Origin of the sequence: Sphaerisporangium rubeum (assembly GCF_014207705.1) — a bacterium.
In the GTDB taxonomy this organism is placed as follows: domain Bacteria; phylum Actinomycetota; class Actinomycetes; order Streptosporangiales; family Streptosporangiaceae; genus Sphaerisporangium; species Sphaerisporangium rubeum.
Genome location: NZ_JACHIU010000001.1, coordinates 5254943 through 5269529 on the forward strand (window position 1 = coordinate 5254943; position 14587 = coordinate 5269529).

Below are 14587 nucleotides of genomic sequence, written 5' to 3' on the forward strand. Positions count from 1 at the left end.
CATTGGGCGCCTGGAAGAAAGGTGTCACGAGCCGCTTGCAATCCACTTAAAAGGTACTTGCCGCACCCTTCACGCATGTCACTCGAAGCTGGTCATTCAGGGTGAAGGGGAGAGATGACAACCGACGGGACACTCTGGGGCCGACGGTGGCGCAGACGGGTCAGTCGGTCTCGGCGGTGGTGGAGACGGGCTGGCGGTGGACGACCACGGTGCTGATGCGGTTGCGGCGGCCGGCGGTGGTCTCGGCGGTCAGGCTCAGGCCGTCGACGAGGGCCTGGGAACCGGCGATGGGGACGCGGCCGAGCGCGTGAGCCAGGAGGCCGCCTACGGTGTCGACGTCCTCGGTGTCGATCTCGGTGTCGAAGAGCTCGCCGAGCTCGTCCACCGAGAGGCGCGCGGTCACCCGTGCGCCGCCGTCGTCGAGCCATTCGACGCGCGGGGTCTCCTGGTCGTACTCGTCGGTGATCTCGCCGACGATCTCCTCCAGGACGTCCTCGATGGTGACCAGGCCCGCGGTGCCGCCGTACTCGTCGATGACGATGGCCAGGTGGATCTGGCGGGCCTGCATCTCGCGCAGCAGCTCGTCGATGGGCTTGCTGTCGGGGACGTAGGTGGCGGGACGCATGATCGACTCGACCTTCTCCCGCTCGGTCTCGCCGTTGTCGCCGGACTCGTGGACGCGGCGCACGATGTCCTTCAGGTAGGCGATGCCGACCACGTCGTCCTCGTTCTCCCCCGCCACGGGGATGCGGGAGAACCCGCTGCGCAGCGCGAGGGACAGCGCCTGCGCCAGGGTCTTGCCGCGCTCGATGAACACCATGTCCGTACGCGGCACCATCACCTCACGGACGATGGTGTCGCCGAGCTCGAACACCGAGTGGATCATCTGCCGCTCGTCGGGCTCGATGACGCGCCGCTCCTCGGCGAGGTCCACGAGGTCGCGCAGCTCCGCCTCGGAGGTGAACGGGCCGTCACGGAAACCCTTGCCAGGCGTCAGAGCGTTGCCGAGCAGGATCAGCAGCTTCGGCAGCGGGCCGAAGATACGGGTCAGGCCGTACACGACGGGTGCGCTGGCCAGCGCGATCGGCTCGGCGTGCTGGCGGCCGAGCGTGCGCGGGGACACCCCGACGATGACGTAACTGATCACGATCATGACGCCGGCCGCGGCGGCGTACGCCTGGCCCTCGTCGCCGAGCATGTCGATGAACAGCAGCGTCGCGATCACCGTGGCGCCGAGCTCGCAGCTCAGCCGCAGCAACAGCAACAGGTTGAGGTAGCGCGGCGGGTCGGCGACGATCGCCTGCAGGCGGTGCGCGCTGCGCGTCCCCCTGCGTGCGAACTCCTCGGCGCGCACCCGCGAGATGCGCGCCAGCGCCGTCTCCGCGCTGGCGATCAGTCCGCCGACGATGATGAGGACGACGGCGGCGAACAACCATCCGGTGGGAGAACTCACGGCTCCCGCCGCACCTCCCGCCATGCCTCCAGCAGCTCGCCCTGCAGGCCGAACATCTCCTTGTGCTCGTCGGGTTCGGCGTGGTCGTACCCGAGCAGATGCAAGATGCCGTGCGTGCAGAGCAGCTCCAGCTCCTCGCGCGCGCTGTGGCCGGCCTCGGCGGCCTGCTTGGCCGCCACCTGGGGGCACAGCACGACGTCACCGAGCAGCGCGGGGTCGAGCGGCACGTCGGCGTCCTGACGCGCGCCACCCTGCGTGGGCCGCAGCTCGTCCATGGGGAACGCCAGCACGTCCGTCGGCCCCGGCTCCCCCATCCACTGCTCGTGCAGCTGGGACATGGCCGCCTCGTCGACGACCAGGATGGACAGCTCGGCCAGCGGGTGGATGCCCATGCGGCCCAGCACGAAACCGGCCAGCTCGACGAGCGAGGCCTGGTCGACGTCCACCCCGGACTCGTTGGCCACCTCGATACTCATGTTCTTATCTTCCCCTGGGGCGTTTGCCGCCGCCCTTGATGGCGTGCGGCTCGGCGGTCGCCAGGTCGTACCGGCTGTAGGCGTCGACGATGTCGCTCACCAGCTTGTGCCGGACGACGTCGACGCTCGTCAGCCTGCTGAAATAGATGTCGGAGATGCCGTCGAGGATATCCTGGACGACCTTGAGGCCGCTCTGCTGGCCGCCGGGCAGGTCGATCTGCGTGACGTCGCCGGTGACGACGATCTTGGAGCCGAAGCCCAGGCGGGTCAGGAACATCTTCATCTGCTCAGGCGAGGTGTTCTGCGCCTCGTCGAGGATGATGAAGGCGTCGTTCAGCGTGCGGCCGCGCATGTAGGCCAGCGGCGCGACCTCGATCGTGCCCGCCGCCATCAGCCGCGGGATGGAGTCGGGGTCGAGCATGTCGTGGAGCGCGTCGTACAGGGGCCGCAGGTAGGGGTCGATCTTCTCGTACAGCGTGCCGGGCAGGAACCCGAGCCGCTCCCCGGCCTCGACCGCGGGCCGCGTGAGGATGATGCGGTTGACCTCTTTGGCCTGCAGGGCCTTCACGGCCTTGGCCATGGCCAGGTAGGTCTTGCCGGTGCCGGCCGGCCCGATGCCGAAGACGATGGTGTGCTTGTCGATCGCGTCGACGTAGCGCTTCTGGTTCACGGTCTTCGGCCGGATGGTGCGGCCCCGGGACGACAGGATGTCGAGGGACAGCACGTCGGCGGGCCTGGCGGTGCTCATGCGGAGCATCGCGATGCTGCGCTCGACGGCGTCGGCGGTGAGCTGAGCGCCGGACTGCAGGAGCTCCACCATCTCCTCGAAGAGGCGCACCACGAGCGCGCTCTCCTCCGGGGGGCCGCTGATCGTGATCTCGTTGCCCCGGACGTGGACGTCGGCGCGGAACGCTTTCTCGATGACGCGCAACAACTCGTCGCGGGAGCCGAGGAGGCTCACCATGGAGTGGTCGTCGGGGATGACGACCTTCGCCTGGGTGCGGGCAGGGCCCTTTCCGCGCGGCGCTTCGCCGGTCCTCGCGCCGTTAGGCGCGCTGCGGTTCTCGTGTGACTCGGTCATGGGCGGCCCTTGCGGCCTGCTCGCCTCCCGGTCGTACTCATCTGGTTCTGCGTGTCTCACGCGGATCTGGCGGTTCCATGCTCTCGCATCGGGCCCGGCGGCGCCGCTGAATAACCCCATGCTATCCGGGCGCGGACGGCCTCCGGGGCACGGTTCGCCGTCAGCCAGGCGGCCAGGTCATGGGGCGTCCGCCGAGCACGTGCGCGTGCACGTGGAACACCGTCTGACCGGCCTTTGGGCCGGTGTTGAACACGATCCGGTACCCGTCCCCCGCGACCCCTTCGCGCACCGCCACGGCGTGCGCGGCCTTCAGCACCTCGTCGGCCAGTCCGTCGTCCGCCTCGGCCAGCGCGGCGGCGTTCTCGTAGTGGCCCTTGGGGATCACCAGCACGTGCGTCGGCGCCTGCGGGTCGAGATCCCGGAACGCCACGGTGCGATCGGTCTCATGGACGACCGTCGCGGGGATGTTCTTGCTCACGATCTTGCAGAACAGGCAGTCTGTCACGCCCGCATGGTAGTCACCTCTGTTGCCAATCGGTAACACCGACTAGGCAGCGCGGACTGATCCCCACGGCTAGGGTTGGTGTGCGACACTTCAGCGTCAGGAGTGGTCAGTGTCGGCGCGAGGCCACCGGCGAGGACACGAATCGGGTCATGCCCCCTAAAGAACCGGCAGAGAGTAAACCCTCTGGAAAGCCCGTGCGTCCAACTGATGTGACCACCGAGACCCTCGTGGCCGACAGGTCGCTCGGGGCGGTGCCCGTCGGTTGGGACGCCGACATGGCCGTTACGGCGCTTTACAGCGCTCATTACCGGTCGCTCGTGCGTCTGGCCGTTTTGTTGGTCCGCGACAGCGCCACCGCGGAGGAAGTCGTTCAGGACGCCTTCGTCGCCCTCCACGGGGCATGGCGGCGGCTGCGCGACACCGACAAGGCACTCGCCTACCTGCGTCAGTCGGTCGTCAACCGATCGCGTTCCGTGCTGCGCCACCGCGCCGTCGTCGAGAAGTACGCCCCCAAGGGGCTGCCCGACGCGCCGAGTGCCGAGAACGGCGCCATCGGCGAGCTCGAAAGGTCCGCGGTGATCGAGGCCCTTCGCGGGCTTCCCGCACGGCAGCGCGAAGCGCTGGTCCTGCGGTACTACGGCGACCTTTCGGAAGCGGAGATCGCCGGTGCCATGGGCATCAGCAAGGGTGCGGTGAAGAGCCACACAGCACGCGGCATGGCCGCCTTGAGGACTCTCCTGGAGCAACTGTCATGACCGAATCCCCCGACGAGTACGGCGACCTCCTGCGCCGTGTCTTGCGCGCGGAGGCGGATTCCGTCGTGCCTTCCGCAGAAGGACTGCAGATCATCCGCACCCGCGTCGAGCAGCGCGGGCCGCGAGGTCTCTTTTGGTGGCGCGCCGCCGCGTCGGCCTTCGGGGCCGTGCTGGTGGCCGCCGCGATCGTGACGTTCGTCCCCTCGCTGCGCGGCGACGGCGGTGAGCAGCGGCCCATCATGCCGGTCCAGTACGACACCGACCCGCCTGAGGAGTCGAGCACGAGCAGGCCGCCGAACGTCCTGCCGCCGACCACAGGCGGCTCGGCGCGTCCTCTCCCCACGGCTCCCACGCCGACCGGCAGCACCACACCGCTGCCGAAGCCGAGCACCGTGCCCTCGCCGGGCACCGACTGCGCGTCCGGGGCCCCGGCGGACGCGCCGCCGTGCCCCGCACCCTCGGAGTCGGACGCCGACCCCGAGGGCCGCACCACCGAGCCCAAGCCGAGGCCCACCCAGACCAAGACCCCGACCAAGGCCCCCACCCCCGCCACGCCGGCCGAGCCCACCCCCACGGCCGCCGAGCCGACCGCGACGGCCAGCATCACCCCGCAGACGCACAGCGAGGGACCGTCCGACGCACCACCCGCGCTGGACCAGTCGTCCAGCTCCGGCTGAGCCCCAGCCGGCGCAGGACCGGTCCCTCAGGGGACCGCGACGCGGGGTGAACCCGGTGTGCCGCCGGTCACCACCGGCCCGTGCGGGCCAGCAGCACCGCCGCGGCCGCGACCCCGGCGGTGGACGTGCGCAGGATCGTGGGGCCGAGCAGCACGCCGGCCGCTCCGGCCTCCGTGAACTGGCGGAGCTCGTCGTCGGCGACGCCTCCCTCGGGACCCACCACGACGACGATGTCACCGCCGGTCGCCAGAGGCAGGCGGGAGAGCGGCTCAGCGGCGTCCTCGTGCAGCACGACGGCCGTGGCCGCGCCGCGCAGGAGCTCGGCCACCTTCGCGGTGGTGGCCTGCTCGGTCACCTCAGGGAGCCGGAACCGGCGGGCCTGCTTGCCGGCCTCTCTCGCGGCGGACCGCCAGCGGGCCAGGGACTTCGCCGCGCGGTCCCCCTTCCACACGGTGACGCACCGCGACGCGGCCCACGGCACGATGACGTCCACCCCGGCCTCGGTCATCATCTCGACCGCCAGCTCACCCCGGTCCCCTTTGGGAAGAGCCTGCACCACCACCAGTCGCGGCACGGCCGGCGGCACGACCCGGCGCGCCAGCACGGCCACCCGCAACGCGTCCCGGCCGGCGAACCGCACCTCGCCTTCGGCCACCGCGCCGGCGCCGTCGGTCAGGTCGACCCTCTCCCCCACCCGCAGCCGCCGCACGGCGGCGGCGTGCCGGCCCTCGGGGCCGTCCAGCAGGATCTCGTCGCCGGAAAGGTCGTCCGCGAGGAAGACAGGAACACTCACCCGTGAAACCTTAGTCACCCGCCGAGGTGACCGTGGAACGCTCGCGGCCGGGGATCAGCGGCCGTTGAACGCGTCACGGAGGCGGGAGAAAAAACCCTGTTGGCCCGGGGCGAACTTGCCGGGGGGCCGTTCCTCGCCGCGCAGCTTGGAAAGCTCCTTGAGCAGTTCCTCCTGCGCGGGGTCGAGGCGGGTCGGGGTCTCCACGTTGAAGTGGATCAGCAGGTCGCCTCGGCCGCTCTCGTTGAGGTGCTGCACGCCGCGGCTGTACAGGGGGATGACCTGGCCGGACTGCGTGCCGGGCCGGACGTCGATCTCCTCGGCGCCGTCGAGCGTCTCGACGGTGAGGATGGTGCCGAGGGCCGCGGCGGTCATCGGGATCTGCACGGTGCAGTGCAGGTCGTCGCCGCGCCGCTCGAAGATCTGGTGGGGCCGCTCGACGATCTCAAGGAACAGGTCGCCGGGGGGGCCGCCACCGGGGCCGATCTCCCCCTCGCCGGCGAGCTGGATGTGGGTGCCGTCCTCGACCCCCGCGGGGATGCGGACCTTGATGGTGCGGCGCGTGCGCACCCGGCCGTCACCGGAGCACTCCTGACAGGGGTGCTGGATGACCGAGCCGAAGCCGCCGCACTGGGGGCAGGGCCGCGCCGTCATGACCTGGCCGAGGAACGAACGGGTCACCTGGGAGATCTCACCCCGGCCGTGACACATGTCACAGGTGTCGGGGTGGGTGCCTGAGGCGGCGCCTGAGCCGTGGCAGACCTCGCACAGCACGGCGGTGTCGACGACCAGCTCACGGGTGGTGCCGAACGCCGACTCCGCGAGGTCGAGCTCGACGCGGATGGTGGCGTTGCGGCCCCGCCGCGCACGCGAGCGCGGCCCGCGCGCCGCGGCGCCGCCGCCGAAGAACGCGTCCATGATGTCGCTGAAGGGGAATCCCGCGCCGAACCCGGCACCCGCACCCCCCGCGCCGCCGCCACCACCGAACGGGTCGGCGCCGAGATCGAACATCTGGCGCTTGTTGGGGTCGGACAGGACCTCGTACGCCTGGTTGATCTCCTTGAAACGCTCCTGCGTCTCAGGGTCGGGGTTCAGGTCGGGGTGCAGTTCGCGCGCGAGACGGCGGTACGCCTTCTTGATCTCGTCCTGGCCCGCGTCACGGCGGACGCCGAGAATGGCGTAGTAGTCGCGCGCCACTAGGACCCCGCCAGAATCTGGCCGACATAGCGTGCCACTGCGCGCACCGCTCCCATGGTCACCGGGTAGTCCATTCGCGTCGGGCCCAGCACTCCGAGCCGGGCCAGTTCATTGTCGCCCGAACCGTATCCGGCGGCGACGATGGAAGTGCCGTGAAGGCCGGAATAGGGGTTCTCCGACCCGATACGCACCGTGACAGGGGAGCCGCCGGCCTCCCCGAGCAGCCGCATCAGCACGACCTGTTCCTCCAGCGCCTCCAGCACGTCGCGCAGGCCGACGGTGAAGTCGGCCGTGAGGTTGGCCGTGCCGGCGAAGACGATCTTCTCCTCGTGCCGGTCGACCAGCGTTTCCAGCAGGACGGAGGTTATCGTGCCCGCCATCGGCCGGTCGTCCTCGGGGAGACGCTCGTGCATGTCGGCCACCGTCTCGGGGACCTGGCTCAGCGCGCAGCCGTCCAGGCCGGCGTTGAGCACGGCCCGCAGGTGGGCGATGCGGTCGTCCTCCACGACGTCGGGGAGGTCCACGACCCGCTGCTCGACCCGGCCGGTGTTGGTGATCAGGACCAGCATGATGCGCCGCTCCGACAGCGGCACCAGCTCGACGTGGCGCACCGTGGAGCGGATCAGCGACGGGTACTGCACCACCGCGACCTGCCGGGTGAGCTGCGCCAGCAACCGCACCGTGCGCGTGACGACGTCGTCGAGGTCGACCGCGCCGGCGAGGAACGTCTCGATGGCGCGGCGCTCGGCCGCCGACAGCGGCTTGATCTGCGACAGCCGGTCGACGAACAGCCGGTAGCCCTTGTCGGTCGGCACCCGGCCCGCGCTGGTGTGCGGCTGCGCGATGTACCCCTGCTCCTCCAGCACCGCCATGTCGTTGCGCACCGTGGCAGGCGAGACGCCGAGATTGTGCCGTTCGGCCAGCGCCTTGGACCCGACGGGTTCGTTGGTGGACACGTAGTCCTCGACGACGGCGCGCAGTACGGCCAGCTTGCGATCATCGAGCAACGTGCTCACCTCCTGCCTGCTTTGCGTGCCTGCGTGAACGCGGTCCTGGCACTCAGTGTTCCCGAGTGCCAAGTGTACGGCTCCCGCAGGCACGGTGCGATAACCCGCGGGGCACAGCACGGGTGCGGCCGCTACAAGCGGGTTGCTATCGACCGGCAAGTGACATGGTCCACACTTCTCGCATGACCGAGAACACCCCCCGGCCCGAGGACGCGACATCGCGCATCGCGCGTCCCTACCCCTTCGGCGAGCAGGCCGCCCCCGGCTCGTCCCCTCACGGTGCCCAGGGAACCCCTTCTTACGGCGCTCAGGCGAGCGGCCCCGGTGACCGTCCGCCCTTCGGCTCCCCCTCAGGCGGGCAGAACTACCCGCCGCCTCCCGGCGGCCAGGGACCGTACGGTCCCCCTCCCGGCCAGGGCCACGGCGGCCCCGGTGGCGGGTACGGTGGCGGGTACGGCAACCCCCAGCAGGGGTACGGGCCCCCGCCGGGCGGCCAGGGTTACTCCCCGCCTCCCGGCCAGGGCTACGGCGGCCCGTCCTACGGCGCGAACCCCCCCGGCTACGGCACTCCCCCGCCGGCCAAGGGTCAGGTCCGTCCGAGACTGTTGTGGGTCTTCCTGGCGTGGATCATCGCGGTGGTCTGCGTCGGCATCGGCTTCGCCGGTTTCGCCGGCGGCCTGTTCAAGACCCTCGGCGACGCGGCGCCGTCCAAGACCTTCCAGAGCGGTGGCAGCGTGGTCGCCACGGTGGACCCCGCGCAGAAGCCCGCTCTGTACGCCTCGGCGTCCGGTCCCGCCAACGTGACGTGCGTCGCGGAGAACGCCGCCGACGGCCGCAAGGCCAAGCTGACCAACCCGTCGACCTCGCAGACCATCACGGCCGACGGCCGCGTGTGGGAACTGCTGTTCAACATCGGCGTCCCCGCCGCCGGCGACTACAAGTTCACGTGCCAGGCCGAGGAAGGCCAGCAGGTCGTGTTCGGCGTCGGCCGCTCGCTCACGGCGAACACCGGCGCGCTGGCCGGCGGAGTGGCCGCGTTGTTCCTGGTGCCGCTGATCGGCTTCCTGTTCGCCTTGATCGTCACCATCGTGGTGCTGGTGCGCCGCAGCCGGTTCCGCAAGCGCCTGGCGCCGAGCGCGCCGTACGGCGGCGGGTGGCAGGCCCCGCCTGGCGCCTGAGCTTGCTAGCGTGCCCTGCTATGCGGGACTACGGACGGGATGTGCTGGCCGGCGGCCGGTGGAGAAGGCCGCGGGCCGAGATCCCGCGCGTCCCCGCCGAGCCGGGCCTGGTCGTGGAGGACGCGAACGGCGCCGGGGACGGTTTCTGCGGCGCCGTGGTGGCATGTGACAAGGAAGCCGTCACCCTGGAGGACCGCTTCGGGAGGCGTCGCGTCTTCCCGCTGGCCCCCGCCGCGTTCCTGCTCGACGGCAGGCCGGTGACGCTGGTGCGACCCGAGGGCCAGGCGGCGCGCACCCCCGGTCGCAGTGCGTCCGGGTCCGTCGCCGTGACGGGCCTGCGCGCGCGGGTCGCGCGGGAGAGCCGCATCTACGTCGAGGGCCTGCACGACGCGGCCCTCGTGGAGAAGATCTGGGGCCACGACCTGCGGGTCGAAGGCGTCGTCGTCGAGTACCTCGAAGGCGTGGACGACCTGCCGGCGATCGTCGAGGAGTTCGCCCCCGGCCCCGGCCGGCGCCTCGGCGTCCTGGTCGACCACCTGGTCCCCGGCTCCAAGGAGAGCCGCATCGCCGCACAGGTGTCCTCCCCCCAGGTCCTGATCACCGGCCACCCCTTCGTGGACATCTGGCAGGCCGTGAAACCGTCCGTCCTCGGTATCCCCGCCTGGCCAGACGTGCCTCGCGGCGTACCGTGGAAGGAAGGTGTGCTCGACGCGCTCGGCTGGCGCCTGACCCCGCCGGACGCCTGGCGCCGCATCCTCGGGTCGGTCCGCACCTACACCGACCTCGAGCCCCAACTCCTCGGCCGCGTCGAGGAACTGATCGACTTCGTGACCACCGAGGAGCACTCATGACCACTCCACCCGACCCGGCCGACGAAACCCGCCAGGCCCCCCGCCCCTCCTTCGACCCGCCCTCCGGCCCCCACGGCACCCCCCAGGACCAACCCCAGCACCACACCCCCGCCGACTCCGGCCGTCCCCACGCCACCCCCGCCTACGGCCCGCCATCCCAGCCGTACACCACCCCCACCCACGACCAGCCCTCCTACAACCACCCCGGCCCCGCGCCGTCCGACCACGGCACCCCACAGGACCACGGCCAACCGGCTTACGGCCAGCACGGCTACGGACAACCCGGCTACGGACAGCCCGGTTATGGCCAGCCCGGCTACGGACAAGCTGGTTACAGCCAACCTGGCTACGGACAACCCGGCTACGGCCCTGGCTACGGACAGCCCGGCTACGGCCCCGGCTACGCCAACCCGGCGTACGGCCAGCCGCACGTCCCCGGCCGCTACGGCCCGCGTCCCGGCACCGACGACACCACGATGGCGATGCTCGCGCACCTGCTGGGCCTGCTCACCTCGTTCATCGGCCCCCTCATCCTCTACGTCACCAAGAAGGACGAGTCCCCCTACGTCCGCGACCAGGCCGCCGAGGCCCTGAACTTCCAGATCACCCTGGTCATCGCCTACGTCGTCTGCTTCGTCCTGTCGTTCCTGATCATCGGCCTCATCCTCTTCCCGGTCCTGTGGATCGGCTCCCTGATCATCATGATCATGGCCTCGGTCGCCGCCAACCGGGGAGAGAACTACCGCTATCCACTGAACATCCGGTTCGTCTCCTGACGACAGGCCTTTCGTGATCGGTGACGGACTCAGCCAAGTGCGAGAGGCCCCGGCCATCGGTCGCCGCGGTATCAGGTCAGGTCGCGGATCACGGCGTCCGCGAGGAGGCGGCCCTTCAGGGTGAGGACGGCGCGGCCCTTGGTGAACGGGGCCGGGTCGAGGAGGCCGGTGGCGAGGGCTCTGGCGGCGGCGGGGCGGGACGGGGGTGGGATGTCGGAGAGGGGGTAGCCGGAGCTCAGGCGGAGTTCGAGCATCAGGCGTTCGAGGTGGCGGTCGGCGGGGGTGAGGTGTTCGCGGGCCTGGCCGGGGGAGGTGCCGGCGGCGAGGCGTGCGGCGTAGGGGGTGGGGTGTTTGACGTTCCACCAGCGGACGCCGTCGATGTGGCTGTGCGCGCCGGGGCCGACACCCCACCAGTCGCCGCCGGTCCAGTACAGGAGGTTGTGGCGGCAGCGGGACGCCTCGGAGGTGGCCCAGTTGGAGACCTCGTACCAGTCGTAGCCGGCGGCCGACAGCAGGGTGTCGGCCGCGGTGTAGCGGTCGGCGGCGAGGTCGTCGTCGGGCATGGGGAGCTCGCCGCGGCGGATGCGTGCGGCGAGGCGGGTGCCGTCCTCGACGATCAGGGAGTAGGCGGAGATGTGATCGGGAGCGGCCTCGACGGCGGCGGTCAGGGAGTCGCGCCAGTCGCCGGCGGTCTCGCCGGGTGTGCCGTAGATGAGGTCGAGGCTGATGTGCTCGAAGCCGGCGGCACGGGCCTCGTGGACGGCCGCGGCGGGACGGCCGGGGGTGTGGCGGCGGTCGAGCACGGCGAGGACGTGGGGTGCGGCGCTCTGCATGCCGAAGCTGACGCGGGTGAAGCCGCCGGCGCGGAGCTCGGCCAGCGCGGTCGGGGTGACGGACTCGGGGTTGGCCTCGGTGGTGACCTCGGCGTCCGGCGCGAGGCCGAACTCGGTGTCGACGGCGCGCAGGACGGAGACCAGGTCGGCCGCGGGGAGCAGGGTGGGGGTGCCGCCGCCGAAGAACACCGTGCTCACCGGCATGTCGGCGTCGCCGAGCACGCGGCGGGCCAGGCGGATCTCCTCGATCGCGGTGGCCGCGTAACCTGCTCTGGACGCGCCGGGGCCGAGCTCGGCGGCGGTGTAGGTGTTGAAGTCGCAGTAGCCGCAGCGGGTCACGCAGAACGGCACGTGGACGTAGAAGCCGAACGGCCGGGTGCCGAGGCTCCGCAGGGCCTCGGCGGGGAGCTCGCCGGTGGCGGGGACCGGGTCCCCTTCGAGCACTACGGAAGGCACGAGGTCACCTGCCGCGAGGTCACTTCCTGGCCTTGTCCGCGGCGGGGGCCTCGGTGGACAGCGCGGCGACGAAGGCCTCCTGGGGGACCTCGACGCGGCCGACCATCTTCATGCGCTTCTTGCCTTCCTTCTGCTTCTCCAGCAGCTTGCGCTTACGGCTGATGTCACCGCCGTAGCACTTGGCGAGGACGTCCTTGCGGATGGCGCGGATGTTCTCGCGTGCGATGACGCGGGAGCCGATGGCGGCCTGGATGGGGACCTCGAACTGCTGGCGCGGGATGAGGTCCTTGAGCTTCTTGGCCATCTCGACGCCGTAGGAGTAGGCCTTGTCGCGGTGCACGATGGCGCTGAACGCGTCGACCGCCTCGCCCTGCAGGAGGATGTCGACCTTGACCAGGTCGGCCACCTGCTCGCCGGAGGGCTCGTAGTCGAGCGAGGCGTAACCGCGGGTGCGGGACTTGAGCTGGTCGAAGAAGTCGAAGATGATCTCGCCGAGCGGCAGGGTGTAGCGGATCTCGACGCGGTCCTCCGACAGGTAGTCCATGCCGAGCAGCGCGCCGCGGCGGCCCTGGCACAGCTCCATGATGGCGCCGATGTGGTCGGCCGGGGACAGCACCGTGGCCTTCACCGTCGGCTCGTGGATCTCGGAGATCTTGCCGGCCGGGAACTCCGAGGGGTTGGTGACGATGAGCTCCTTGCCGTCCTCCATGATGACGCGGTAGATGACGTTCGGCGCGGTGGAGATGAGCGACAGGTTGAACTCGCGCTCCAGCCGCTCGCGGACGATCTCCATGTGCAGCAGCCCGAGGAAGCCGCAGCGGAAACCGAAGCCGAGCGCCGCGGAGGTCTCCGGCTCGTACACCAGCGCCGCGTCGTTCAGCCTGAGCTTGTCGAGGGCCTCGCGCAGCTCGGGGTAGTCGTCGCCGTCGATGGGATACAGGCCGGAGTACACCATGGGGCGGGGGTGGTCGTAGCCGCCGAGGGCCTCGCTCGCGGGACGGGCCGCGGAGGTGACGGTGTCGCCGACCCGGGCCTGGCGGACGTCCTTGACGCCGGTGATGAGGTAGCCGACCTCGCCGACGCCGAGCGAGGCGGACGGCACGGGCTCGGGGGAGATGACCCCGATCTCCAGGGTCTCGTGGCTGGCGCCGGTGGACATCATGATGGTGCGCTCGCGCTTGGACAGGCCGCCGTCCACGACCCGCACGTAGGTGACGACGCCGCGGTAGGTGTCGTACACCGAGTCGAAGATCAGCGCGCGGGCCGCCGCCTGCGCGTCGCCGACCGGCGCGGGGATGGTGGTGACCACGTGGTCGAGCAGCTCCTTGACGCCGGCGCCGGTCTTGCCGGACACGCGCAGCACGTCGGAGGGGTCGCAGCCGATGAGGCCGGCGATCTCCTCGGCGTACTTGTCGGGCTGCGCGGCGGGGAGGTCGATCTTGTTGAGCACCGGGATGATGTGCAGGTCGGCGTTCATGGCCAGGTAGAGGTTGGCGAGGGTCTGCGCCTCGATGCCCTGCGCGGCGTCCACCAGCAGGATCGCGCCTTCGCAGGCTTCGAGCGACCGGGACACCTCATAGGTGAAGTCCACGTGGCCGGGGGTGTCGATCATGTTGAGCACATGACCGTCCCAGGGGAGGCGGACGGCCTGCGACTTGATGGTGATGCCGCGCTCACGCTCGATGTCCATGCGGTCGAGGTACTGCGCGCGCATCTGCCGGTCGTCGACGACACCGGTGAGCTGGAGCATCCGGTCGGCGAGTGTGGACTTGCCATGGTCGATGTGCGCGATGATGCAGAAGTTGCGGATCAACGCGGGGTCGGTCTGGCCAGGCTGGATGCGCACCGGGGTCCGTTTCACATGGATTGACGAGGAAGCGAGAGCCTGGCGGGTGGGCCGCTGCCGCGCTCTACGCCTCCAGTTTACCGGCAGGCACGACCACCGATCTCGTGCCTGCGCTAACATAAAGACGCAGGGGTGTGCCGTGGTCCTTCGATTTGGGGGCGCACCTCGCGAGTTGGTACCCTGTTCAACTGCGTGTGGCGCGCCCTCTCTGCCCGCGCGCCCCATCCATCGACCTTCACCGAGGCTTTTTCGTGGCGAACATCAAGTCCCAGATCAAGCGCAACCGGCAGAACGAAAAGGCCCGGCTGCGCAACAAGGCCGTCAAGTCGTCGCTGAAGACGGCGATCCGCAAGTTCCGTGAGGCCGCCGACCAGGGCAACGCGGAAGACGCCGCCGCTTTCATGCGCGCCGCGTCCCGTCAGCTGGACAAGGCCGTCAGCAAGGGCGTCATCCACAAGAACCAGGCGGCCAACCGCAAGTCGGCCATCGCCAAGCGCGCCGCCGCTCTGCAGGCCAAGTAAGGCCAGATCACCGGGCCCAGCCCGGCGGTTTCCGGCGCCGCGTCCTCGTCGAGGACGCGGCGTTTCGTCATGTCCGCACACCATGTGCCGGCTCGGTATTTGGAAATGTCACGTTTTCGATATCACGGCGCCGTCCCTGCCAGATATCGGCTCTATCACCGTGAGTCCGGGCCTCTTCCCCCAGG

Annotated in this window: 15 protein-coding genes; 6 read left to right on the plus strand and 9 right to left on the minus strand. The window is 70.4% G+C overall.

Annotated elements, in window-relative coordinates; all coding sequences use genetic code 11:
* Positions 1-160: 160 nt before the first annotated feature.
* From BJ992_RS22390 to BJ992_RS22405, 4 genes are all read right to left on the minus strand, one after another.
* On the minus strand, positions 161-1477 hold the full coding sequence (locus tag BJ992_RS22390; RefSeq protein WP_184984113.1) for a hemolysin family protein: 1317 nt from the start codon (positions 1475-1477) through the stop codon (positions 161-163).
* Positions 1450-1929 carry an rRNA maturation RNase YbeY gene (ybeY, locus tag BJ992_RS22395; RefSeq protein ID WP_184984115.1) on the minus strand — a complete coding sequence of 160 codons (480 nt, stop codon included), beginning with the start codon at positions 1927-1929 and terminating at the stop codon, positions 1450-1452. Before ybeY ends, BJ992_RS22390 begins: the two co-directional genes overlap by 28 nt.
* Positions 1930-1933: 4 nt before the next feature.
* The gene (locus BJ992_RS22400; RefSeq protein WP_246497474.1) at positions 1934-2893 is read right to left on the minus strand and encodes a PhoH family protein; all 960 of its coding nucleotides are present in this window, start codon (positions 2891-2893) and stop codon (positions 1934-1936) included.
* Positions 2894-3170: 277 nt separating this feature from the next.
* Positions 3171-3515 carry an HIT domain-containing protein gene (locus tag BJ992_RS22405; protein ID WP_184984119.1) on the minus strand — a complete coding sequence of 115 codons (345 nt, stop codon included), beginning with the start codon at positions 3513-3515 and terminating at the stop codon, positions 3171-3173.
* A 275-nt stretch (positions 3516-3790) separates the two neighbouring features.
* On the opposite strand from BJ992_RS22405, the gene BJ992_RS22410 reads away from it, so the two are divergent.
* Positions 3791-4270, plus strand: coding sequence for a SigE family RNA polymerase sigma factor (locus BJ992_RS22410; protein WP_184988708.1), 480 nt, complete (start codon positions 3791-3793; stop codon positions 4268-4270).
* On the plus strand, positions 4267-4947 hold the full coding sequence (locus tag BJ992_RS22415; RefSeq protein WP_184984121.1) for a hypothetical protein: 681 nt from the start codon (positions 4267-4269) through the stop codon (positions 4945-4947). Before BJ992_RS22410 ends, BJ992_RS22415 begins: the two co-directional genes overlap by 4 nt.
* A 67-nt stretch (positions 4948-5014) precedes the next feature.
* On the opposite strand, the gene BJ992_RS22420 is transcribed toward BJ992_RS22415, so the two are convergent.
* The 3 genes from BJ992_RS22420 to hrcA are packed head-to-tail and all read right to left on the minus strand — an operon-like array spanning position 5015 to position 7941.
* Positions 5015-5740, minus strand: a complete 726-nt coding sequence (locus BJ992_RS22420; protein ID WP_184984123.1) for a 16S rRNA (uracil(1498)-N(3))-methyltransferase — start codon at positions 5738-5740, stop codon at positions 5015-5017.
* A gap of 54 nt (positions 5741-5794) precedes the next feature.
* Positions 5795-6934, minus strand: coding sequence for a molecular chaperone DnaJ (dnaJ, locus tag BJ992_RS22425; protein WP_184984125.1), 1140 nt, complete (start codon positions 6932-6934; stop codon positions 5795-5797).
* Entirely contained in the window at positions 6934-7941 is a 1008-nt protein-coding gene (hrcA, locus tag BJ992_RS22430) for a heat-inducible transcriptional repressor HrcA (protein ID WP_184988711.1), read from the minus strand. Before hrcA ends, dnaJ begins: the two co-directional genes overlap by 1 nt.
* 182 nt (positions 7942-8123) lie before the next feature.
* Between hrcA and BJ992_RS22435 the strand changes: the two genes are divergently transcribed.
* From BJ992_RS22435 to BJ992_RS22445, 3 genes are read left to right on the plus strand one after another with little or no spacing between them, the layout of a single operon-like run.
* Positions 8124-9119: a hypothetical protein gene (locus BJ992_RS22435; RefSeq protein WP_184984127.1), complete on the plus strand. Its 996-nt coding sequence runs from the start codon at positions 8124-8126 to the stop codon at positions 9117-9119.
* 20 nt (positions 9120-9139) lie between these two features.
* The gene (locus BJ992_RS22440) at positions 9140-9970 is read left to right on the plus strand and encodes a DUF3097 domain-containing protein (protein ID WP_184984129.1); all 831 of its coding nucleotides are present in this window, start codon (positions 9140-9142) and stop codon (positions 9968-9970) included.
* Positions 9967-10746: a DUF4870 domain-containing protein gene (locus BJ992_RS22445; RefSeq protein WP_184984130.1), complete on the plus strand. Its 780-nt coding sequence runs from the start codon at positions 9967-9969 to the stop codon at positions 10744-10746. The genes BJ992_RS22440 and BJ992_RS22445 overlap by 4 nt, the downstream gene beginning before the upstream one ends.
* Positions 10747-10817: 71 nt before the next feature.
* Here the strand turns inward: BJ992_RS22445 and hemW are convergent, their stop codons facing one another.
* On the minus strand, positions 10818-12035 hold the full coding sequence (gene hemW / locus BJ992_RS22450; RefSeq protein WP_184984132.1) for a radical SAM family heme chaperone HemW: 1218 nt from the start codon (positions 12033-12035) through the stop codon (positions 10818-10820).
* 19 nt (positions 12036-12054) lie between these two features.
* Positions 12055-13881, minus strand: coding sequence for a translation elongation factor 4 (gene lepA / locus BJ992_RS22455; protein ID WP_343072804.1), 1827 nt, complete (start codon positions 13879-13881; stop codon positions 12055-12057).
* 251 nt (positions 13882-14132) lie between these two features.
* On the opposite strand from lepA, the gene rpsT reads away from it, so the two are divergent.
* A complete protein-coding gene (rpsT, locus tag BJ992_RS33140) occupies positions 14133-14402 on the plus strand; it encodes a 30S ribosomal protein S20 (protein WP_184984137.1) in 270 nt (89 codons plus the stop codon).
* Positions 14403-14587 lie beyond the last annotated feature (185 nt).

Coding starts and splice junctions, on each gene's coding strand:
- BJ992_RS22390 (WP_184984113.1), bottom strand. CDS start 1,477: ATGGCGGGAGGTGCGGCGGGAGCCGTGAGTTCTCCCACCGGATGGTTG.
- ybeY (WP_184984115.1), bottom strand. CDS start 1,929: ATGAGTATCGAGGTGGCCAACGAGTCCGGGGTGGACGTCGACCAGGCC.
- BJ992_RS22400 (WP_246497474.1), bottom strand. CDS start 2,893: ATGGTGAGCCTCCTCGGCTCCCGCGACGAGTTGTTGCGCGTCATCGAG.
- BJ992_RS22410 (WP_184988708.1), top strand. CDS start 3,791: ATGGCCGTTACGGCGCTTTACAGCGCTCATTACCGGTCGCTCGTGCGT.
- BJ992_RS22415 (WP_184984121.1), top strand. CDS start 4,267: ATGACCGAATCCCCCGACGAGTACGGCGACCTCCTGCGCCGTGTCTTG.
- BJ992_RS22435 (WP_184984127.1), top strand. CDS start 8,124: ATGACCGAGAACACCCCCCGGCCCGAGGACGCGACATCGCGCATCGCG.
- BJ992_RS22440 (WP_184984129.1), top strand. CDS start 9,140: ATGCGGGACTACGGACGGGATGTGCTGGCCGGCGGCCGGTGGAGAAGG.
- BJ992_RS22445 (WP_184984130.1), top strand. CDS start 9,967: ATGACCACTCCACCCGACCCGGCCGACGAAACCCGCCAGGCCCCCCGC.